The 22,771-nt window shown below is 38.4% G+C and carries 19 protein-coding genes and 1 pseudogene; 2 read left to right on the top strand and 18 right to left on the bottom strand.

Going from position 1 to position 22,771, the window contains the following annotated elements:
- Window positions 1–8: 8 nt before the first annotated feature.
- The 8 genes and pseudogenes from fabG to ACE199_RS02635 form a co-directional block, all read right to left on the bottom strand.
- Complete coding sequence (gene fabG, locus ACE199_RS02670) at window positions 9–773, bottom strand: 3-oxoacyl-ACP reductase FabG (RefSeq protein ID WP_127759858.1); 765 nt, start codon at window positions 771–773, stop codon at window positions 9–11.
- 20 nt (window positions 774–793) lie between these two features.
- Complete coding sequence (locus tag ACE199_RS02665) at window positions 794–1,969, bottom strand: acyl-CoA dehydrogenase family protein (protein ID WP_375348450.1); 1,176 nt, start codon at window positions 1,967–1,969, stop codon at window positions 794–796.
- Window positions 1,970–2,009: 40 nt separating this feature from the next.
- Window positions 2,010–2,759 carry a 2-phosphosulfolactate phosphatase gene (locus ACE199_RS02660; protein ID WP_375348449.1) on the bottom strand — a complete coding sequence of 250 codons (750 nt, stop codon included), beginning with the start codon at window positions 2,757–2,759 and terminating at the stop codon, window positions 2,010–2,012.
- Between the two features lie 12 nt (window positions 2,760–2,771).
- Window positions 2,772–3,839, bottom strand: a complete 1,068-nt coding sequence (locus tag ACE199_RS02655) for a phosphotransferase family protein (protein ID WP_375348448.1) — start codon at window positions 3,837–3,839, stop codon at window positions 2,772–2,774.
- 180 nt (window positions 3,840–4,019) lie between these two features.
- Window positions 4,020–5,405, bottom strand: coding sequence for an MATE family efflux transporter (locus tag ACE199_RS02650; protein ID WP_375348446.1), 1,386 nt, complete (start codon window positions 5,403–5,405; stop codon window positions 4,020–4,022).
- 272 nt (window positions 5,406–5,677) lie between these two features.
- The gene (locus ACE199_RS02645) at window positions 5,678–6,454 is read right to left on the bottom strand and encodes a 3-hydroxybutyrate dehydrogenase (protein WP_375348445.1); all 777 of its coding nucleotides are present in this window, start codon (window positions 6,452–6,454) and stop codon (window positions 5,678–5,680) included.
- Window positions 6,455–6,558: 104 nt separating this feature from the next.
- Window positions 6,559–7,137, bottom strand: a pseudogene (locus ACE199_RS02640) (DUF6944 family repetitive protein).
- Window positions 7,138–7,492: 355 nt separating this feature from the next.
- Window positions 7,493–8,074, bottom strand: a complete 582-nt coding sequence (locus ACE199_RS02635) for a hypothetical protein (RefSeq protein WP_375348444.1) — start codon at window positions 8,072–8,074, stop codon at window positions 7,493–7,495.
- A 474-nt stretch (window positions 8,075–8,548) separates the two neighbouring features.
- Between ACE199_RS02635 and glsA the strand changes: the two genes are divergently transcribed.
- Window positions 8,549–9,478 carry a glutaminase A gene (glsA, locus tag ACE199_RS02630; protein ID WP_127759851.1) on the top strand — a complete coding sequence of 310 codons (930 nt, stop codon included), beginning with the start codon at window positions 8,549–8,551 and terminating at the stop codon, window positions 9,476–9,478.
- Between the two features lie 525 nt (window positions 9,479–10,003).
- On the opposite strand, the gene ACE199_RS02625 is transcribed toward glsA, so the two are convergent.
- From ACE199_RS02625 to miaB, 6 genes are all read right to left on the bottom strand, one after another.
- The gene (locus ACE199_RS02625; RefSeq protein ID WP_375348443.1) at window positions 10,004–10,135 is read right to left on the bottom strand and encodes a DUF1064 domain-containing protein; all 132 of its coding nucleotides are present in this window, start codon (window positions 10,133–10,135) and stop codon (window positions 10,004–10,006) included.
- Between the two features lie 140 nt (window positions 10,136–10,275).
- Window positions 10,276–12,171 (bottom strand): DNA mismatch repair endonuclease MutL, encoded by a 1,896-nt coding sequence (gene mutL, locus ACE199_RS02620; RefSeq protein ID WP_375348442.1) that lies wholly within the window; start codon window positions 12,169–12,171, stop codon window positions 10,276–10,278.
- A gap of 19 nt (window positions 12,172–12,190) precedes the next feature.
- Window positions 12,191–14,791, bottom strand: coding sequence for a DNA mismatch repair protein MutS (gene mutS / locus ACE199_RS02615; RefSeq protein WP_375348611.1), 2,601 nt, complete (start codon window positions 14,789–14,791; stop codon window positions 12,191–12,193).
- 218 nt (window positions 14,792–15,009) lie between these two features.
- Entirely contained in the window at window positions 15,010–15,546 is a 537-nt protein-coding gene (locus ACE199_RS02610) for an outer spore coat protein CotE (RefSeq protein WP_127759849.1), read from the bottom strand.
- A 341-nt stretch (window positions 15,547–15,887) separates the two neighbouring features.
- Window positions 15,888–16,316, bottom strand: coding sequence for a YlbF/YmcA family competence regulator (locus tag ACE199_RS02605; RefSeq protein ID WP_127759848.1), 429 nt, complete (start codon window positions 16,314–16,316; stop codon window positions 15,888–15,890).
- A gap of 1 nt (window position 16,317) precedes the next feature.
- Complete coding sequence (gene miaB / locus ACE199_RS02600; RefSeq protein WP_127759847.1) at window positions 16,318–17,862, bottom strand: tRNA (N6-isopentenyl adenosine(37)-C2)-methylthiotransferase MiaB; 1,545 nt, start codon at window positions 17,860–17,862, stop codon at window positions 16,318–16,320.
- A gap of 352 nt (window positions 17,863–18,214) precedes the next feature.
- On the opposite strand from miaB, the gene ACE199_RS02595 reads away from it, so the two are divergent.
- Window positions 18,215–18,361: a hypothetical protein gene (locus ACE199_RS02595; RefSeq protein WP_375348441.1), complete on the top strand. Its 147-nt coding sequence runs from the start codon at window positions 18,215–18,217 to the stop codon at window positions 18,359–18,361.
- Window positions 18,362–18,588: 227 nt separating this feature from the next.
- Here ACE199_RS02595 and ACE199_RS02590 read toward each other — a convergent pair whose 3' ends face one another.
- The 4 genes from ACE199_RS02590 to spoVS all read right to left on the bottom strand — a co-directional run bounded on the left by ACE199_RS02590 (window position 18,589) and on the right by spoVS (window position 22,748).
- A complete protein-coding gene (locus ACE199_RS02590) occupies window positions 18,589–19,455 on the bottom strand; it encodes a 2-oxoacid:ferredoxin oxidoreductase subunit beta (protein WP_375348440.1) in 867 nt (288 codons plus the stop codon).
- Between the two features lies 1 nt (window position 19,456).
- The gene (locus tag ACE199_RS02585; RefSeq protein WP_375348439.1) at window positions 19,457–21,193 is read right to left on the bottom strand and encodes a 2-oxoacid:acceptor oxidoreductase subunit alpha; all 1,737 of its coding nucleotides are present in this window, start codon (window positions 21,191–21,193) and stop codon (window positions 19,457–19,459) included.
- A gap of 252 nt (window positions 21,194–21,445) precedes the next feature.
- Window positions 21,446–22,366 (bottom strand): dipeptidase, encoded by a 921-nt coding sequence (locus tag ACE199_RS02580; RefSeq protein ID WP_375348438.1) that lies wholly within the window; start codon window positions 22,364–22,366, stop codon window positions 21,446–21,448.
- A 121-nt stretch (window positions 22,367–22,487) separates the two neighbouring features.
- On the bottom strand, window positions 22,488–22,748 hold the full coding sequence (gene spoVS / locus ACE199_RS02575; protein WP_119116493.1) for a stage V sporulation protein SpoVS: 261 nt from the start codon (window positions 22,746–22,748) through the stop codon (window positions 22,488–22,490).
- Between the last annotated feature and the right edge of the window lie 23 nt (window positions 22,749–22,771).

Here is a 22,771-nt window from a genome sequence, read left to right as displayed (position 1 = left end):
TCCCTCCCTTATGTTTTTGGTCCCCCAGCTACATAAATCACTTGGCCATTCACAAAAGAGGATTTTTCATCTGCAAAGAAAGCGACAGCGTTAGCAATATCAGCTGGTCGGCCACTTCGACCAACCGGAATATTAGCCACACTTGCTGAAACGAGTTCATCAAAGGAAATACCAATCCGGCTTGCGGTTTCTTTTGTCATATCTGACTCAATGAAACCAGGTGCAACAGCATTAGCTGTAATCCCGAATTTACCTAATTCGATTGCTAACGTTTTCGTAAATCCTTGTAAACCCGCTTTTGCCGTTGCATAGTTTGCTTGTCCACGGTTACCAAGTGCAGAAGTAGAAGAGATATTAATAATTCGGCCATATTTATTTTGAACCATATACTCTTGAACAGCTTGAGTCGCATTAAATGCGCCTTTTAAATGAACATCCATAACGGTTTGCCAATCAGAATCAGTCATTTTAAATAATAGATTGTCGCGAATAACACCCGCATTATTCACTAAAATATCAACCGAACCATACAAGTCATATACTTCTTTGACAGCCGCTTTCACTTGCTCTGAATCTACGACATTCGCAACCTTCGCATAAATCGTATAGCCTTTTTCTTTAAACTCATTTGCAGTGGACATTAACGCCTCTTCATTCACATCAATGACAGCTACAATTGCTCCTTCTTCAGCAAATTGCTCAAGCACGGCTTTCCCAATTCCCCTGCTGCCTCCTGTAATAAAAGCGACTTTCCCTTCAAATCGTTTACTCATCTGAACTCTCCCCCTTTGTTTTAGACGTACTGACCTACTTTTACATGACCTTTTAATAAATTTCTTGAAATAACAAGACGTTGAATTTCATCTGTTCCGTCATATATTCTCCACAATCTTGCTTCACGGTACCAACGTTCAATTGGCAATTCCTTTGTATACCCCATGCCTCCATGAATTTGCAGTACGCGGTCTACGACTCGATTCCCCATATTCGCCCCATATAACTTGGCCATCGAAGCTAAATGACGATTATCCTCTCCTTGATCCAACGTAAACGCCGCATTTAAAACTAACCACTTAGCCGCTTCAATCTCAACTGCCGAATCAGCAATTTTCCATTGAATTGCTTGTCGATCAGCAATTGGTTTACCGAATGTATATCTTTCTTGTGAATAATCAATAGCCATTTGTAACAGTCTTTCTGCTGTTCCAACCGCACGGGCCCCTACAATCCAGCGAGCAAAACCAATCCATTCTAAACCTAATTTGTAGCCGCCATGCAATTCACCTAAAATATTCTCTTCAGGTACTCGTACATTATCAAATACTAAACCAGCAGGTCCCCAGTCCCCCATCGTATGAATATATTCCGATTTCCAGCCCATATCGCGATCTACAATAAAACAGGTTACTCCATCGCGTCCTGTTTTCGCGTGTTTTTCTTTATCTGTAATCGCAATAACCATAACAAAATCTGCTTCATTCCCACCTGTGATAAACGTTTTTTCTCCGTTCAATACCCACTCATTTCCATCTTTAACAGCCGTCATCTTAATCCCTCTTGTATCGGATCCTGCATCTGGTTCTGTCATCGCAAAGCATGATTTTTTCTCTCCATTAATCGTTGGAAGTAAATACTTTTTCTTTTGTTCTGCGTTGGCATAATATAAAATATTATCCGCCGAACCTCCAAATGTGAAAGGAACAAACGTTTTCGATACTTCCATATAAACAAGCGCCATCATCATTTGTCCAAGATTCGCCCCGCCATATTCCTCAGGTGTATTAATTCCCCAAAAACCAGCTTCCTTCGCCTTTAATTGAAGCTCTTTTAATTTCTCAGGAGCTAAGGAAGGTTTACCTTCTCTTTCATTTCGAAGTACATCATTTTCTAATGGAATAAGCTCCTTTTCAACAAATTTTCGAATCGTCTTTTGAACCATCTTTTGTTCATCTGATAAACGTAAATACATATGATCAGCTCCTATTTTTTATTTTTATCAAGAGATAGGCTTACTTCACAATATGTTGTTCTTCTGCGATGACTCTAAAATTATTGGTAAGAACTGGAACAGTAGGGATTATCCCCTCGCTTGCCACAAAATTTATTTCATCTTGCAGCCCGTATTGTTTCAACAGTTTTCCTACTCGAGATTGATTCAACAATGAGCTCCCATTCTTCGGTGAATGTGTATAAAAAGCTAAGGCAGCCTGTGCAGCATCGGAAAGCTCCCACTTCATTTGTTTTTGTTGAAGGAGCTCATATAGAAAATAACCCGCTCCATAAAAATCTTCTAAACAAAATTCATTTGATGAGCCAGAGCAGACGACAATAATTGTTTCATCATGTAATGCAGCAGCAAGTCTATTGGCGACAGCTTGCCCGTTTAGCAAAGAACAAATGTACACCTTTTTTGCTGATGAACTTTTTCGAATGGCAACGGTTCCATTTGTTGTTGATAGGATCAGCGACTTTTGAAAAAGCGACGATTGTAGCTGCAGAGGATGTGGACCTAGAAAACCGTCAATCACTTTCCCTTTATATTCCCCTGCTAAAATGCAGCTATCATCTTTTCGTTTATTCGCTTCAAATAGCGCCTGTTCCGCATTTAATACCGGAATCACTTCTTTTGCTCCATGATAGAGGGCTGATGTAATCGTTGAAGTAGCTAGCAGCACATCAAATACAACAGCAATTTTGTTGTCAGCCATTTTCGCATAATCAATTTCTTCTTTTTTCATTAATAAGTGAATTTTTGTCAAACGTGCACCCCCTTATTCTTCAGTAGAAATATTAATGGCATGTTGAATAATACTGTTCACAGTTCGATGAAGATGCTCAAATCTCGGATCATTCGTTTGTCCTTTATAGTAGCGATAAAAAATCTGCTGACAAATGACAGCTAATTTGAAATACGCAAATGTTAAGTAAAAATGAATATTGCTTACATCTCGTCCACTCTTCTTCGCATATAATTCGATAAATTCATGACGAGTGAGAAAACCATCTTGAACCGTAATCGGGGTTTTTCCCAATCCTTGAATTAATAAATCCGGATCATCTGCCTGTGTCCAATAGCTCATCGCTGCACCAAGATCCGCTAAAGGATCACCAACTGTGGACATTTCCCAATCAAATAAACCAATCATTGAAGTTAAATCTTCGGAAAACATCACATTATTAAATTTATAATCGTAATGGATAATCGTAGCAGTAGAAGGGGTTGGAATTTCTTTAACAAGCCATTTTTGAAGCTGTTCAACTCCTTTAATATCATGAGTTTTAGCTCGTTCATATCGAGCAATCCAGCCATGTACTTGTCGTTCCATAAACCCATTAGGTCGGCTAATTTCAATAAGATGTGTTGTTGTGTAATCAATATTGTGAAGGGTAACTAGTTGATCTACCATCATCTTAGATAGCGATTGACGTAGTTTGGGAGTAGGTTGAATATGCGACGGAAATTGCGAATCGAGTACAATGCCTTTTTTTCGTTCCATAATAAAAAATGGGCTGCCGACAATTGAATCATCTACAGAAAAAAGGTAAGGTTTTGGAGCTAATGAATAAATCGGATGAATTTCAGATAAAATCCGAAATTCTCTCCCCATATCATGGGCCTTCGGAGCGACTGGACCTTTAGGCGGTCGACGTAAAACCGCTTCCCACTCTCCTATTTTTAAACAGTATGTAAGATTCGATAGTCCTGTTCCAAACTGTTCAATTATTAAAGTTTCATCCGGCAGTTTATCTAGATGTTTTCTCAAGAAGGTTTCCAGTACATGAGCGTTTAATTCTTCGCCCTTTCGTACTGGCTTTGTATCGATGATTTTATGACTCATCCATTTTCCCTCCTATTCTATTTGAATCCGCTTTCATTAACTAACTAACCGGTTGGTATATTATAGATTTATTGTACAATAGATACATAAAAAATTTCAAGTGTTTTCCATTTTTATTTTTCCGCACAATAAAAATGACTCAAAAGGAATACACCTCTTGAGTCATCACTTTCTACATCTTTATGCCGCTTCCGAACTTTCAGGCTTTACAAGAGCATGCTTTTCCCAAGCGCGGCTCTTCCAGCGAAAAGACATAATAATAGCCCGCGTCCATTCATCCGCTGCAATTGCTAGCCAAATTCCTACTAATCCAAGATTCAACTGAAACACAAGAAAATACCCTAATGGCAGACTCATGCCGACCATTGAGATTAAACCAATATATACAGGATATTTTGCATCTCCAGCTGCTCTTAGCGAATTAATAATGACAATATTAAGAGTCCGTCCTGTTTCTAACAAAATGCTGAGAATTAAAACACTCGCTCCCATACGAATAATCTCAGGATCGTCTGAAAATAAACGCATAAATTGTTCACGAAACACAATGACGATGACTACCATGACAAGAGTTACCCCACTTGCCCATTTTGCACTTTTCCATACTCTAATGTACGCTTCATTTTGCCGATTTCCACCAACTAAATGACCGACAATAATCGCCGTTCCCATGCCAATAGCTAAAGCAAATAAATAGATAAACATCGATATGTTCATCGCATACTGTCTAGCCGCTAAGGAACTAGCTCCTAAATACGTTACATAATATAAAAACACAACTTGACAGCTCTGATACATAATTTGTTCAAAGGCAGAAGGTACACCGATTTTCAAGATTTTTTGAATATACTCCCAGGACAATGAAACATAATAAGCGAGCTTTACACGCACTTCCATTACACGATACAACAGCCAGAAAAACACAAATATAGCAAGAAAACGACTCACGACAGAAGAAATCGCCGCTCCCTGAACTCCCCATTCGGGAAAACCAAATTTCCCAAATATCAGTACGTAATTACCGATAATATGAAAAATATTCATACCAAGCGATACAAACATCGCTTGTTTTGTAAAACCATGCACACGAATAATAGAGGCTAAGGAATTAATTATTGCTTGAAGGAAAATCGCTCCGCCAACAATCGTTAAGTAACTTTCCGCATAATACAAAATGTCACCAGACAAATGCAATGCACGCATCATCTTGCCGCTGAAAAAAATAAATACAGCACTCAAACATAAACCAATAAGTAGATTCAGCACAATAGCTAAAGCAGAAATCTTGGCAACTTCCAGCATTCTACGCGAGCCGATATACTGAGCAACAACAATCGCAGCCCCATTCCCAATCACTTCTAAAATTAAAATAGCAATATGCAAATATTGATTGGCTGCACCGACTCCAGACACTGCATTATCTGATATCGCACTCAACATGAACGTATCGACAATTCCCATTAGCATAAATAGAAAGATTTCTAAAAAGATAGGCCATGTGAGGAAAAACAAATGATATTCTTTAGAGGTTTGTTCCTCTTTTTTTACGTCTATGGAGTTACCCATAAGCTGTCACCTTCTTACAATTACTTCTCTATTTTTAAGACAAATGGTATCATACCACAAATTGACACTCATCATATAAATTTTCATTTAAATGAATTTTCCGAAAATATTTCATTAACAACTCTAAGTCAATAAACGTAGAGATTAATCATGATTTATAGCACATATTAAAAAGCACCTTCTCTGCAAAAGAAAAGGTGCTTCCTATCTAATTAGCTTTCTTTCATATTCATTTATTGTCCATGAATCCGATTACATTTTCCGCTTAATCATTATTGTGCTGTATACCCTCCATCTAGTACAACCGCTTGACCCGTAACCCCTTTCGCCTTATCACTTGCTAAAAACATGGCATAATCTGCTATCTCCTGAACTGATAGCAACCGTTTTTGAGGAATCAGTGGATATAAAACCTCTTCAATAGCTTTCTCTAATGAGACATTGCGATTATGGGCTAAATCTGTCAACTGATTTCGAACGAGCGGTGTATCCACATAACCAGGGCATAAAGCGTTAACAGTAATACCGTAATTCGCCACTTCTAGCGCTGCAACTTTCGTTAATCCAATTACCCCATGCTTAGCACTATTGTAGGCTGCTTTCCCAGCAAATCCGACAAGTCCATTAATCGATGCCATATTAATAATTCTTCCTGATTTCTGTTGTTTCATAATGGGAAATGCGTGCTTCATTGCGATAAAAGGAGCCGTAAGCATCACTTGAACGAGCAATTCAAATTTTTCAGTAGGGAATTCTTCAATTAAATCAATATGCTGTAATCCAGCATTATTGATTAATACATCCAACTGTCCATACGTCTCAATTGTTTGATGAATGGCTTGCTGTAATTCCGTTTCCTTTGTCACATCACACTTTAATCCTAAACAATCATATCCCTCATCTACTAACGCTGCTATACTTTGCTGTACCTTTTTCTCATCTAAATCGGTAAATACCACTTTCGCACCACTTTTTACAAATGCTGCGCCAATTTCATTCCCAATACCACTTGCTGCTCCAGTAATAAATACAACCTTACCTTCTACCATATTAGCCCCTCCCATAAAACAAATTTTTATTATTTTATGACATTTACCAGATTCCTAGAAGAAAAAATGGTCAAGCTTAACAATAACTAGATTATCTACATGTTCTACTCATTTATATTTCTTTCAATTTCTTCTGTTTCTTCTTTAATTTGACCCAGTAAAGCAATAACAGATCCTACTGCTTGAATCCAACTGCCCCACACTCCCAAGTGATGAAGTTCTCCACGCTTATCAACTTTTTCTAATTAATAAACTCCACCTACAGCTTGCATTGAATTTCCGATAGATTGTAATAGATTTCCGACAATATTAAGTGCCCTGCCCGATTCAGTGCTATCTTCAAATTCGTCAACCAATCCAACAAGTCCGCCTAATGCTTGCAACCAATTTCCGGTAATGATTAATTTCTGATCTGCTTTTTTTTGAAAATCAATAAGAAGGCCTGTAATAACCGTTAAATTACCTATTGATTGAATCTCATCCCCTATTAATTCAAAAGAAACTGTCCCTTGACCATCCGCCTCTAAACCGTTCCCTGTGGCCTGCAGAACATTTCCCCATACTCTTAAGTCATACAGAAAATCACTGCTGATAAATTTCAATGGAGTACTTCCAATTGCAGACTGTATCGTCCCAATTGCTGCTATCAAAGAGCCAAATATCTCCTTATTATGACTATCCATTTACCATCTACCCACCATAGAACTATCCCTACCTACTCATTAGGCTTTACCTTCGTATTTCTTGAGGTGTGGGTGTTCTGACTATTTTTTGATTAATACTTATCTATTGTATTCAAGAAATAGAAAAAACGCCTCACTCATAAGTCAGCAAAAGGGGCTTCATAAAGCCTTCAAACTCCTTTCTGCTATTATTTCAATAGCTCGCTCTGTTAAATAAATCAAACGCGTTATATAACAAAACCATTGAAATCAATCACCCTAATCTAAAACGTTAAAAAGCCAATATTAAGAATATTGGCTTTTTAACGTTTTAGAACTATACACTTCAATAAGTAATACTTAATTAAACTGCTGATTATTTAGTTGTTGTATTACCTGTAGTGTTTGTTTTTTCACTTTTTGCTTTTGGAGTAGAAGCCTGTTCGGCTAAATCTTTTACTCGTTGGATTTCAGCCTTAGCTAAATTCTGAAGTTCTTTAGACTTTGCTGCTAATGCATCGAACTCAGTAGTATTTCCCTTATATTTTTTCTTATAAGAAGCTAACTGTTTATCAATAGCACGAAGTTTATTAATGTCTGCTTTTAGTTTCCCTTTATAACTATTGTACTTTTTAGATGCTGCTTTTTTGCTCAATTTTTTATCAACTACTGTATCTTGAGTAACACCAAAATATAAATTAATAGATTTAGTAATGTTTGTAATGGAAGACTCTACACTAGTTAGACGCTTTTCAACTGTTTTACCAACTTTAGATTTCACAACAATCTTTTGCTGTTTTTCCTTTTTCTTAGAAGACTGATTTTCTTTCTGAACTTTATTTGTTTGCTCTGTTTTTTTGCTGTCTGAACTCTGTGCATTTGCAAATGAAGCTGTGCTAAAAGCTAGGGAGACAACTAATGCGCTTGCTAAAACCTTTGAAGACCATTTTATTTTCATAATCTCTTCCTCCTATGTGTTAACACTATAGTCGCTTTAATTCTGTTCAATTAAATTTCTACAGCGTTTCCTTTTTGTTGTATAGCCTCCTTCAAAAGGAATCATCAACAACAATTACCTACAATATTAATTTTTTGGGATTTAAAATAAACGAGCAAAAAGACTTATTTGTAGAAGCTTGGCGGTTTTTAAACCATAATGCCTACTATTAAACCTGCTGCACATTCTAGTTATGTAATGATGAATCTCATACACTTCATTTATGTAAATGGTCATCACCAACTGGATATTATTAGAACATTTGTAATTGTAATGAGCAGCAATCACCATTTTATTCCTGATTCTTGTCATGTCTATTTAACTAATCAAAACCTATACGGCTAGTTTATCAGTGTTAGCCCATTCATCAAAAAACACCGAAAGACCCTTTAATATAAACAAAGCATTTGGCTCATACTACTAATGGTGATAAATATGCTATGTCAATCAAATGATGAATTAAAAGCCTTAGTAACAGAGGCGAAGACATGTACAAAAAACGGTAAGGTTGCAGATTATATTCCTGCTCTTGGAAAAGCAAATCCAAACGATTTATCCATTGCTATTCACTATCCTGACGGGCGATGTATCTCAGCAGGAGATATCGAAAAAAGGATTACCCTCCAAAGTATCTCAAAAGTGATTAGCTTGGCCCTCGTTTTGATGGACAGGGGATCGAACTATGTGTTTGAACGTGTTGGAATGGAGCCGACTGGAGACCCTTTCAATTCGATTGCTAAATTAGAAACAATGGCTCCCGGAAAACCGTTAAATCCTATGATCAATGCGGGAGCACTTGTCGTGACCCATATGATTAAAGGGAACACTGTTACAGAGAGATTCCAGCGGCTTTTATCCTTTATTCAGGAAATGACAAATGATTCAACAATGAGTTATTGTGAGGAAGTTGCACGTTCCGAATTCGAAACGGCTCATTTAAACCGAGCATTATGTTATTTTTTAAAACAGCATAACATTCTGGATGAGGATGTAGAACAACTAATGGATTTATATACGAAGCAATGTGCCATTGAAATGAACTGTTTGGATTTGGCCCGAATCGGAGTGGTGTTTGCGATGGATGGAGTCCATCCTCTAAGCGGTAAACAAATCATGCCTACAGATGTAGCTCGTATTTGTAAAACATTTATGGTCACATGCGGAATGTATAATGCTTCTGGAGAATTTGCCATCAAAATTGGGATTCCTTCAAAAAGTGGTGTATCCGGCGGAATAATGGGCGCTGTTCCAGGAAGGTTTGGCATTGGAATTTTCGGACCTGCTTTAGATGAAAAAGGAAACAGTATTGCAGGAATAAAATTATTGGAGCTGTTATCAAAGAACTATAGTTTGAGCATGTTTTAAAAGGAATTTATATGGTCACCCTATTAAAACCATATATTTAGAGCTGCACATACTATTACCGACGTGCAGCTCTAAATATATGGATTAGGTAAATGATACAGCATTAAGAATAATTTATGTAACGACCGTCGTTTGCCAACAGGGAGTTTTATTGGGGTACGTAAATGAATTATGTAAGAAAGAGATGCTTCTCCTTTGTGTACATATTTATTTTGCTATATTTACAATTCCTTAATACCCACTTCATATATCAGTAGTAAACTTCTATTACACTCCCTTTAATAGGAGGTGCATTTCTTATCAGGTAATTCTGCTCAAAATTTTCTATTATAACGACTCCATGTATATCTCAAAATATTTTGAGGAGGAATGCGTCTATGGAAATTTTATTTAACACATTATTCGTAATGGGGATAATAACAGCATTTACCTTTATTTTTTATTCAACCTTCTTTAGTGTTAAGTAAGTGAGGGGGCTTTCTACCCTTTATAGTAACTCTCCATTCACTAATCGTATAAAATCTCCTATCCACAAATCTCCGCTCTATGCTTCAACTTAAATTCTGCTATCGGTGGAGCTCCCTTTATGTCAATGACTTCCATAGATTCATCCAAATTATAGACCTCAAAACCTGCTACATACTCAATCTTGCGCAACGTTCCCTACTCCATAAGAGTCGTAAGAGAGAAATTTTTCAAAAGCACTTCAAAAAGAAATCTCTAAGTAAGAAATGTGGTCAATCTACCAAAAAGCACTGAATAATCCTCATATAGCAAGGATTATTCAGTGCTAGAAATTACATCACCCGTTTAAACATCTTCTCCATGTCATATGACGAATAGTGAATAATAATTGGACGACCATGCGGGCATGTAAACGGGTCGGTCGTATGCCGTAATTCATCTAATAAGGCTTGAATCTCATCATTGCGCAAATGGCGGTTCGCTTTAATCGATGCCTTACAGCTCATTAAGATCGCCGCTTCTTCACGTAATTTTTTAATATCGACTTTTTTCATATGAAGCAATTGCTCAATCATTTCTTCCAAAATTTCTTGTTCAATGCCTTTAGGGAACCATTGCGGATGGGACCGAACAATAAAGGCATTATGGCCGAATTCTTCAAGAAAGACACCGACTTGTTCAAGTTCATGTTTATATTCATTAATTCGGATATATTCGTCTGTTGAGAATTCTAATGTGATTGGAACGAGCATCTCTTGCAATTCTTTTTCAACGCGACCAACTTTTTCTTTAAAATATTCATATTTAATCCGCTCTTGAGCGGCATGTTGGTCAATAATATACAACCCTTTATCGTTTTGCGCAAAAATATACGTACCATGCATTTGCCCGATTGGATACATCGGTGGTACGCGCGGTTGCTCCGATTGAACATAGGCCGGCTCTTCCCCTGTTTCAATCAAAATCTCCTCGATAGACTCTGACATGTCCAATGTACTTTCGCGAACTTCTTGAGGCTCGGTGCGTTCAAATGCAGGTACAAAGGTTTGGATTGGTTCGAAATTCATGTTCATACTCGGAGCTTCTTTTTTCGCTAATAAATCTTTTATAAGCGCCGGTTCTGGTTTTGCTTCCATGACAGGTACAGGGTGCTTTGTTTCCACGATATGATCCAAATCAAGGATGGTTTGTTCACTTTTTGGCTGTTGTTTCACCTGTGGTGTAAAGCCTCTTGGAATAAGCGATAAACTTGTAAAAGCTGCTTTAATGGTCTCTGAAACAACCGTAAATAATTCCTGTTCTTTACTTAAGCGAACTTCCATTTTCGAAGGGTGAACATTTACATCGACTAAAATCGGATCCATCTCAACCGACAACAGCGCAATTGGGAATCGGCCAATTGGCAGCAACGTATGATACCCTTCTAAAATCGCCTTCACTAAACCATAGTTTTTGATGAAACGTCCATTAATCATCGTGGAAATATAATTCCTTGAAGCGCGCGTAATTTCCGGTAAAGCGATGTAGCCTGTCACTTTATAATCGAGTGTCTTTGCTTCAATCGGAATCATTTTTTTAGCGATATTCATTCCATAAATGGCAGCCAGCACTTGACGTACATCACCATTCCCGTTTGTATGCAGAATTTTTTTCTCGTTATGTGATAAACGAATCGACACTTCAGGATGCGCCAATGCCAGACGGTTTACAACATCAGTAATATTCCCAAGCTCCGTGTGAACCGTTTTCATATATTTCAGGCGAGCTGGTGTGTTGAAAAAAAGCTCTGAAACGGTAATATCCGTTCCTTTGCGGCTAGAGGTCGCTTCAAGCTGCTTCACTACGCCACCTTCTAAGACAATCTTTGTCCCTGCCCCATCGCCCGTACTCGTTTTTAACGTAAATTGCGAAACGGAGGCAATACTCGGCATCGCCTCACCACGAAAACCGAGCGTGCGAATTCGAAATAAATCATTTTCATCTTTAATTTTACTTGTAGCATGTCTCTTAAACGCATTTTCTACATCTTCAGGAAGAATGCCATCTCCATTATCAATAAGGCGAATCGATTCAAGCCCGGCCTCTTTTACTTCGATTTCGACAATGGTGCTGTTTGCATCGATGGCATTTTCAAGCAATTCCTTGACAACCGAGGCTGGGCGTTCCACAACTTCTCCTGCTGCAATTTTATTCGAAAGTGCCTCATCAAGCTGAACGATTTTCCCCATACATTTCGCCTCGTTTCTTTTACTTTAATTTCTTTTGCAATTTATATAAAACATTCAACGCTTCAAGTGGTGTCATATCAAGAATCTCAAGTTGTTGTAATTGTTCAAGCACTTTCTTTTCTTTCGTAGAAGGGACTTTTTTCTCGGAAGGTGCCGATTCTTCTCCAAAAAAAGAAAGTTGAGCAATATCATCCTCCATCACAACGGATGGTGCTTCTTTTACGACGGCGGTTTGACTTCCTTCGCTTTCGAGTTGCGACAAAATCGCGGAAGCACGGTCAATGAGCGGCTGTGGGAGCTCAGCCAGCTTCGCCACATGAATCCCGTAACTTTTGTCCGCTGCGCCTTCCTTAATTTTATGCAAAAAGACTACATTTCCATTTTGTTCAATCGCACTTACATGAATATTTTGTAGTCTTGGCAGCTCTTCAGCTAATACCGTTAATTCGTGATAGTGAGTCGAGAATAACGTCTTTGCTCCGATTTTCTCATGAATATATTCAATAATTGCTTGGGCAAGCGCCATCCCATCATACGTAGATGTTCCACGCCCAATTTCATCGAATAAAATTAAACTGTTTTCGGTTGCATTCATAATGGCATTCCGCGCTTCTAACATTTCGACCATAAACGTACTTTGTCCAGAAATCAAATCATCCGCAGCACCAATTCGAGTAAACACTTTATCAAAAATCGGAAGCACTGCCTCACTTGCCGATACAAAACAGCCGATTTGTGCTAATATGGCGGTTAAAGCAACTTGCCGCATATACGTACTTTTCCCCGACATATTCGGTCCCGTAATAAGGAGAAGCTCTCGTTCGCCGTTCATATAACAATCATTCGGCACATATTCTTGGGCTTGTAATACTTTTTCTACGACAGGGTGACGCCCCTCTTGCAAATGGATTGTACGGTCATTTGAAAAAACAGGCTTCACATAATGACGTTCTTCACTAATTGTCGCAAAGCATTGAAGCACATCTAACTCACTTACCGCTTTGGCTAACGCTTGTAAGCGAGGAATATACTCTTTCACTTGTTCACGAATGTGTAAGAACAGTTCATATTCAAGTCCAATAATTTTTTCCTCTGCTTGCAGAATTAATGCTTCTTTTTCCTTCAATTCTGGTGTAATAAAGCGTTCAGCATTTGTTAGCGTCTGCTTCCGCTCATAACGACCTTCCTCGAGCAAGTGCAAATTCGCACGCGTTACTTCAATATAATATCCAAACACACGATTATAGCCAATTTTTAATGATTTAATGCCTGTACGTTCTCGTTCCTCACGCTCTAAATTCGCAATCCATGTTTTCCCGTTGCGACTAGCATCGCGATACATATCAAGCTCCGCATTATAGCCATCTTGAATAATATTGCCTTCTTTGATTGACAGCGGTGGATTTTCAACAATCGACATTTCTAGTAAATCAGTCACTTCCTCACACGGATCGAGTCGTTCAGCTAGTGTTGAAATTTCAGAAGAATCTCCCAATGAACGAACAATTTCACGAATGATAGGCAACTGCTGAAGCGAACGCTTTAATTGCATCAAGTCACGCGCATTCACATTTCCAAAGGCTACTCGACCAGCTAAACGCTCCAAGTCGTATACTTCTTTAAAGCGTTCACGTAAATCTTGGCGTTCAAAGTATTGATTTTTTAAAGTTTCCACGATATGTTGACGGCGTTCAATTTGCTTTTGATTAATGAGCGGTCGGTCAATCCATTGCTTCAATAAACGCCCGCCCATCGCTGTCTTTGTTTCATCTAATAACCAAAGTAAAGAGCCTTTCTTCCCTGTCGATCGGATCGTTTCTGTTAACTCTAAATTCCGCTTTGAATAATAATCTATTTTCATATACTGCGACGTTTCATAAGCTTGTACAGACTGCAAATGATCGAGGGAACGTTTTTGTGTGCGATATAAGTAATTGAATAATCTTGTTACAGCCAACTTTTGTTTTTCCTGCTTTAAATCACGCAGTAACGACGTAAACTGCTCCGTTTGTTCTGTATAGTCTTCAAGCGAAATTGCCTTTGCACCACGATCTTGCAACTTTTTCTTCCAACCTTCTGGAAAATTACTTGCCATCACAACTTCGTTCGCACCTAGAATCGCAAATTCGTTTAGCACTTCATCAAAGCTGCCTTCTATAAGGGTGACCTTATTTTCTCCAGTTGAAAGATCCGTATAGGCAAAGCCAAATGTTCCATCCGCAAAGTCTGTCACCGTCGCAATAAAGTTGTTTTCTTTCTCATTCAAGCCTTTTCCATCCATTTTTGTTCCAGGTGTAATAAGCTGAACAACTTCACGACGAACGACTCCTTTCGCTTGCTTCGGATCCTCCGTTTGCTCACAAATGGCTACTTTATAGCCACGCTCTACTAATATATCAATATAATTAGCCGCAGAATGATGAGGAATCCCGCACATCGGAATGCGATCGGTACTTCCGCCATCACGGCTCGTTAACGTAATTTCTAATTCCTGAGACGCTTTAATAGCATCGTCGAAAAACATTTCGTAAAAATCGCCTAATCGAAAAAATAAAAAGGCATCTTGATACTCTGCCTTAATTGTTAAATATTGTTGTACCATCGGCGTATATCCAGCCATTGTTTCAAAACCTTTCCAAACTGTAGTAAAATCGTACATACGTATCACCATTATAACACATCTCCATTTAGATTCAGGCATCTAGCGACATGAAAGGTTTACCGATTCGCATGATTGCTCTAAAACAATGAATATTCCAAAACCTCTTCGATTCTCTTACTTTCCGGCCATATAAAACAAACCGGATGAAAAGAATGTCCATCCGGGTAAAGAATATCTTATTCGTCTTCGAACTCATCAAGAAAATCTGGATCTAAGTCTTCAAAATCATCGTCATCATCGATGTCCCACTCATCCTCACAGCGGCCATTCGGGCTTACAGCGACACAAATCTTTGTTTCACCGATCACTTCCACGAAAAATTCCCGTTCCACGTGAACAATAATTTTTTGTCCACCTGGAGCAATCGACGCTTCTAAACAGTTCGGCTGTTGAACCGCTGTTGCAACAATGTCTTGATCACCGTAGCAATCTGGATCGCGGTATCTGATGGAAACAACGTCGGTATAACGTACTTTTTCTGTAACAACTTCTGTTTTCGTATTTTGGTTGTGAGAATACCAAACATTAATTTCATAGCTGCCATGAATTTCTACTTTCTTGCCGACTTTTCTTGCTTCATATTTATGATTAATGATCCAACAACCTAGAATGCTAGTAGGATGATGAGCCGGGCTAATGGTGTGAGAGGACTTTGTAAATTTACGTCCCTTTGCCACCACCGCTTTTGTAATAATCTCTCTATATTGTGACATGCTAGCGAACCCTCCTCATACAGTTTCCATTCATCGTATGCGTGGTAAAAGTCTAGTGTGCAAATTAATTTATAACATGGAAAACTGCGTTTATTTTGTAAATCTAGGTTATTTTATGATAGCCGTATGGGATATGTGTCACGAATGGGCGGATGAGGAGTGCTTGAAAAAGCTGAAGCATGACACAAAGGCGGAGAGAGCGTCTCCCTGTTTCAAAGCAGAAGCTTGCTTATCAGGCGACAAGTTACTTAACTACTTGTTATCTACCCAATAAAAAAAGCGCATGGGTTCATGGAAAACCCATACGCTTTTTTATTTTTGGAGTAAAGATTAATGACTCATTAAGAACAACTTCCACCGCCGGCTTGAACTTGTGAACCTGTTTCACCGCGTAAGACATCCCCGTTTGTTGACTCAATAATCAAATCCGTCACTTTATTCGATACTTGAGATGCAACCATTTGCAGTAAATCGTTCACATCGACTTGAGATTGTTTAAATTGTTGGACAATCGGAAGCTCATCCAATTGCTTTTCTAACTCTTCAATTTTCGCTTGCACTTGGCTATAGGCTTTTTCTTTTCCATAATGCTGAAAATTCACTGCTTGTTTCTGCAAGCTTTTAATGCTTGCAATCATTTCACGAACCTTCTGATTTTCATTAATTTTTTCCTCAGCCTGCTTAAAGAAATCCACTTCTTCTGTCTTGGCAATCATCTCTGCTAGTTCAGCTGCTTTTGTTAAAATGTCGTCTTTTGTATATTTCGTCATTTTACTTCACCTCAATTGCTGCTCCTTCTTCAACCAACTCTCCATTTAATGACCATGTTCTCGTTTCAGTGATTTTCACCTTCACAATTTGGCCGACAATAGATTTCGGTCCTCTGAAGTTCACCAGCTTATTTTTAGTCGTATAACCAGCTAAAACATCAGGGTTATTCTTGCTTTCCCCTTCCACAAGCACTTCTACGACCTCGCCTTTATATGCATGCATTTTCTCTGCTGAAAATTCCTTCACAACTGCGTTTAATCGTTGTAGTCGGTCCTTCTTCACTTCCAGCGATACATTATCCGTCATTTTCGCAGCTGGAGTACCTTCTCGCGGTGAATAAATGTATGTGTAAGCAGCATCGAAGCCAACTTCACGATAAAGAGATAACGTTTCTTCAAACTGCTCTTCTGTTTCATTTGGATAACCAACGATTAAATCTGTTGTTAAAGAAGCAGTTGGAATCGCTTCTTTAATTTTTTTCACAAGCTCTAAATAGTGCTCACGTGTATATTTACGAGCCATAATTTTTAACACTTCATCACTGCCTGATTGAACAGGTAAATGAATATGATCCACCAAGTTTCCGCCTTTTGCAAGCACTTCGATTAAATGATCATCAAAATCACGCGGATGACTCGTTGTAAAGCGAATACGCGGAATATCAATTTTGCGAATTTCATCCATTAAATCACCGAAGCGATAGTCGATATCTGTAAAGTCTTTTCCATACGCATTTACATTTTGACCAAGCAGTGTAATCTCTTGATAACCTTGCGCCGCTAAATGACGTACTTCTTGAATAATGTCCTCAGGACGACGACTGCGCTCTTTACCGCGAGTATACGGCACGATGCAATACGTACAGAACTTATCACAGCCGTACATAATATTAACCCATGCCTTAATTTTCCCTTTACGCACTTTCGGAAGATTTTCGATGACGTCGCCTTCTTTAGACCATACCTCAATGACCATTTCCTTTGAAAGATACGCTTCATTCAAAATTTCTGGAAGGCGGTGAATATTATGCGTACCGAAAATCATATCCACAAAATGATGCTTTTCTAAAATTCGCTTTACGACAGATTCTTCTTGAGACATACAGCCACAAACACCGAGCAATAAATCTGGTTTTTCAAGTTTTAATGCTTTCAAATGTCCAAGTTCACCGAACACCTTGTTTTCAGCATTTTCACGAATGGCGCATGTGTTTAACAAAATGACATTGGCATCCTCTACAGAGTTCGTCGCCTCATAGCCTAAAGCCATAAAAATCCCTGCCATCACTTCTGTATCGTGCTCATTCATTTGACAGCCGTATGTTCGGATGTAGAATTTCTTTCCTTCTCCCATACCACGGAATTGTTCTGAAATCTTAAAATCATCATGGTACTTCACTTCTTCTTTTCCGCGCTTTTTAGCATCTTTCAAGGAAGGTGGAATGTAAACGGCTTGAAAGTACTTGCTGTAGTCCTTTTCGGATTTTTTGTCCGCTGGTGTTTCAGCCTGTACTTGTTGTGATTCTAATCGTTGTTTCTCGTTCATAATAATCCCCTTTCATCGGAGTTAGACTTCTCTGACTAACTATATTTCCTTATTTTTAGTTTCATATATTTTCTTGATTTTATCAAGGTTTTTGAACGTATGATGTGTGAGACATACACATTACCTTAGTATAAGGCTTTTATCTATCAGAAACAATAGCTCACACATTGTATAGACGTGTATAAGAAAAAACTTCAGAAACGAACCGGAAATAAATTTTTTTTAGGCTATTGATATATTTTTCGATAAAAAAGGGCCTACTCCCCATACACGCTGTCCACGCCTGCATATGATAGGGTGTACAACAAAATAAAAAACTTTCAAGGAGTGGCTAATATGTGTTTTAATACCTTTGGCTTTGGATTTTGCGGCTGTCACAGACGTCGTCGCCATTGCTGCTGCAATCGTTTCGAGGAATCATCATCTTGTGATCGCAGACGTAGACGTAGAAATAGACGTGAAGAATCATCAGATAGAAACAGAAATAACTTCAATATAAGAGCTTCTTTCAACAGAAATGATTTCTGCCGTGCTGTACGCGAATGTAACCGTCGTAATCGTAACAGAAGACACGAGTCTTCGTGATAATAAATAGGAACTAGTTAAAAGCTAAGACCACTATCACAACTGTGGTTGTAATACCACTGATACGAATCTTAAGCCATAAATAGTTCCGAAAAAAGGTTCACTCATCATTATGAGTGAACCTTTTTTGTAATAACTTTTTTACATAAATTCAGCTACTAATTTATCAAAATGTGCTTGATCTAATGTTAAATCTGCTTTTGTTAATGGTTCTTCTGCATATCCAGGAACAAGCTCTTGATATGAAGGGCGTGATGTATCTTGATAAATAATACCTGTTACTAAACTATCGTGCTTCATTAACGTTTGCATCGCTAATTCTTTATTAGAAGAATCATAGTCTTCAATTGTGTTTAATTTTGTTAAATGTTCTTTAAACCAATCATACGTATTGATTTTATTGTAAGTTACACATGGGCTAAATACGTTAATAAACGAAAATCCTTTATGATTTAGACCTGCTTCAATAATCGCCGTTAAATCTTTCAAATCCGTTGAAAAGCTTTGGGCGACAAATGTTGCACCAGCAGATAACGCTAACTCCATTGGTGACACAGCTTGTTCAATCGAACCTTCAGGCGTTGATTTTGTTTTAAATCCAGTCGCTGAACGCGGAGAAGTTTGTCCCTTTGTTAAACCATAGATTTGGTTATCCATAACAATGTACGTAATATCAATATTACGACGAATCGCATGAATGGTATGACCCATTCCGATTGCAAAACCATCTCCATCTCCGCCTGAAGCAATTACGGTTAAATCACGGTTTGCCATTTTAACTCCTTGAGCAATTGGCAGTGAACGTCCATGAATCCCATGAAATCCATACGATTTAATATAACCGGAAATTCGACCAGAACAACCAATTCCTGAAATAACGGCCAAATTATCTGGTTCGAGACCAACGTTTGCTGAAGCACGTTGAATCGCTGCTTGAACAGAAAAATCACCGCATCCTGGACACCAATTCGGTTTTACATTATTTCGAAAGTCTTTAAATGTTGCCATATTAGAACAACTCCTTGCACTGTGTATGAATTTCATGCGGCAGGAATGGATTACCATCATATTTCAAGATACTTGAAATTTTATTTACATGGCCAACATTCATTTTCAAAATATTCGCCAATTGTCCTGTCGCATTATTTTCAATCACGACTACTTTTTTCGCTGTTTGTACTAAAGGAAGCACTTCATCTGTTGGGAATGGATGAATCAGACGAATTTGAGCATGATTCACTTTTATTCCATCTGCTTCTAACCGTTCAATCGCCTCTTCAATAGCTCCACGTGTTGAATTAAAACCAACAATTAACAAATCGCTTTCAGCATGCGGTACATTTTTATAGACTGGTGTATGAAAGCGGATATTTTCGATTTTACGCATACGTTTATCCATTTGGGCTTTTCGGTTTAATGGAGATTCAGATGGTTTACCTGTTTCATCATGTTCAACACCTGTTACATGGTGAACTCCATTTTTCATTCCTGGAATAACACGAGGAGAAACGCCATCCGCTGTTACTTCATAACGCTTGAAGTATGCATGACCTTCCGTATCAGGAATATCATAATCTACTAATTTACCACGACGGATTTCCACCTTGCTATAATCAAGCGGTTGTACCGTTTGTTTCCCTAAAGAAAGCTGTAAATCTGATAAAACAATAACCGGGCATTGGTATTCCTCTGCTAGATTGAAAGCTTCTGCCGTATCGTAGAATGCTTCTTCTACTGTACTTGGCGCCATTACAATCTTTGGAATTTCACCATGTGTCCCGTAAATCATCGCCATTAAATCCGATTGTTCTTGTTTCGTTGGCAAGCCTGTAGAAGGACCGCCACGTTGTGTATCGACAATAACAATCGGTGTTTCTGTAATACCAGCTAGGCCAATTGCTTCCATTTTCAAAGAAAGACCTGGACCAGCTGACGCTGTAATCGTACGCACGCCACCGTAGTTTGCACCAATCGCCATTGTAGCCGCGGCAATTTCATCTTCCGTTTGAATAACAGTACCGCCTAATGCAGGTAATTTTTTAATTAAATACTCCATAATTTCAGAAGCTGGAGTAATTGGATACGCAGCCATAAAACGGCATCCACCTGCAATCGCTCCAAGTGCAATCGCATCGTTGCCAATCATAAATAAACGCTTTTGGCCATCCGCCTCTTCAAGCTTCATAGCACCAAGTTGTTCACCAAGCTCGTCTTTCATATATTCATATCCAGCAGCAATCGCGTCCATATTCTTTTTCACGATTTCTTCGCCTTTACGGCCAAAAATCTCTTCTACAACTTCACTAAATACAGAAATCTCCATACCGAGAATGGCACATGTTGCACCAATAGCCACCATATTTTTCATTAATGATGTGCCCAAGTCTGTCGCTATCTCTGTAAATGGAACAACGTATAGAGATGCTTCCGTGTCATCTGGCTTCACTGGTTTAAATTTTGCATCGGCGATAATAATACTACCGTCATGCATTTCATGGTAATTGACATCAATCGTTTCTTGGTCAAACGCAACTAGGATATCTAAATCATCCGAGATAGCGCGTGTCTCTTTTGTACTTACACGAATTTTATTATTCGTATGTCCTCCCTTAATCCGGGATGAGAAATGACGGTAACCATACAAGTAATAACCTAAACGGTTAAGAGCAATACAGAAAATTTCGCCTGTACTTTCAATACCCTCACCTTGCTGCCCGCCAACTTTCCATGAAAGTTGATTGATCATGACTTACACTCCTTTGAATACGTTCAAATAATTACAACTTAACGAAATTTGACTGTAACCCTCAACATTTATCTAATACATTGGGAATCATTTATTATTATAACAGGAAACATGTATTAAACGTTTCAATTCTAGCGTTTTTATCTACTAAATTGCAAATTTTTTGCTTCCATTTTTTTATATTTCCTGAAAATTTAAATAATAAACTATTGTATAAGTCTTGTTTATCCATTCCACCGCCATAAAAGCTAACTAACGTGGATAATGATTCGCAAAATTGGTAAATAATAGACCTTTGACAAAATCAGCTGAATACCGTTTCACTAACTCATTACATAAATCATTATATTGTCGATAAGTTGATAATCCTATAACGGTTTCATCGATTCCATCGAAATCAGAACCTAGCCCAATTTGACGCTCCCCCCCTAAGCTCGCAATATAATCAATATGCCGTAAAACATCAGCAATCGTCGCAGAGATCTGACTCGTTAAAAATTGTGGTACAAACGTCACCCCAATGACCGCTTGTTTCTGTAATAAAGCCCGAATTTGATCGTCCTTTAAATTACGCGGATGTGCACATAAATGATACACATTTGAATGAGACGCAATGGGATATGCAGCTCGTTGAATCGTATCCCAAAAAGCTGCTTCTGATAAGTGAGATACATCACACCAAACAGATTGTTCATTCAATAAAGCAATAACCTCTTCCCCAAAGCTGGATAAACCTGCCCCTCTCTTCTCTAACACTCCATCCGCCACGAAATTAGCATAATTCCATGTTAAACCAACTGAAGTAACACCTAAACGGAGCAATGTCTTTAACTTTAATATATCTTGCCCAATGCAATCGCATCCTTCTAACGTAAGCAGCGCACCAATTTCCCCTTCCTTTAAGGCATTAATGTCTGCTTTTGAACGTACGAGCTTCATTTCAGGTTCCGCTAAAATTTTTTCATAAAAAATATCAACCATACTAAGAGCGGCAGTAAATCTTCTGTTCGGAGGCACGCTTTCGGGAATATAGATTGCAAAACATTGTACCTTTCCATTCGCTTCGATTAATGCTCGCTTCGTTACATGCAATAGATGACTATCGTTAAAAGAAATCTCTGGATTAATAAACATTTTCATTAACACATCACAATGAGCATCAAAAATGGACAAGCGAACCTCTCCTTTATTTAAACTTATTCATATGATAAGGAATTACGTGCTTATCTAACGTAACGGATTCAACAAAAAGAACCTGCTTGCCAGTTGACAAACAGGACATTTGCGTATAAAGCTATCTCGGTTCAATAATTAACTTAATGGCCGTTCTTTCCTCACCATCAATTTGAATATCTGTAAAAGCAGGAATACAAATTAAATCGACTCCACTAGGGGCAACAAACCCTCTTGCAATTGCTACTGCCTTGACGGCTTGGTTTAACGCACCTGCTCCAATTGCTTGAATTTCGGCAGCCCCTCGTTCTCGCAGAACTCCAGCTAGTGCGCCAGCTACAGAATTAGGATTAGATTTTGCTGAAACCTTTAATATTTCCATTCCTAGTCCTCCTCGTTTTCCCT

The sequence above is a fragment of the Peribacillus sp. Hz7 genome, assembly GCF_042136355.1.
Classification (GTDB): Bacteria; Bacillota; Bacilli; order Bacillales; family DSM-1321; genus Peribacillus; species Peribacillus asahii_A.
Note: the sequence above shows the minus strand (reverse complement) of the source record. Positions and strands in the feature narration are given on the sequence as shown.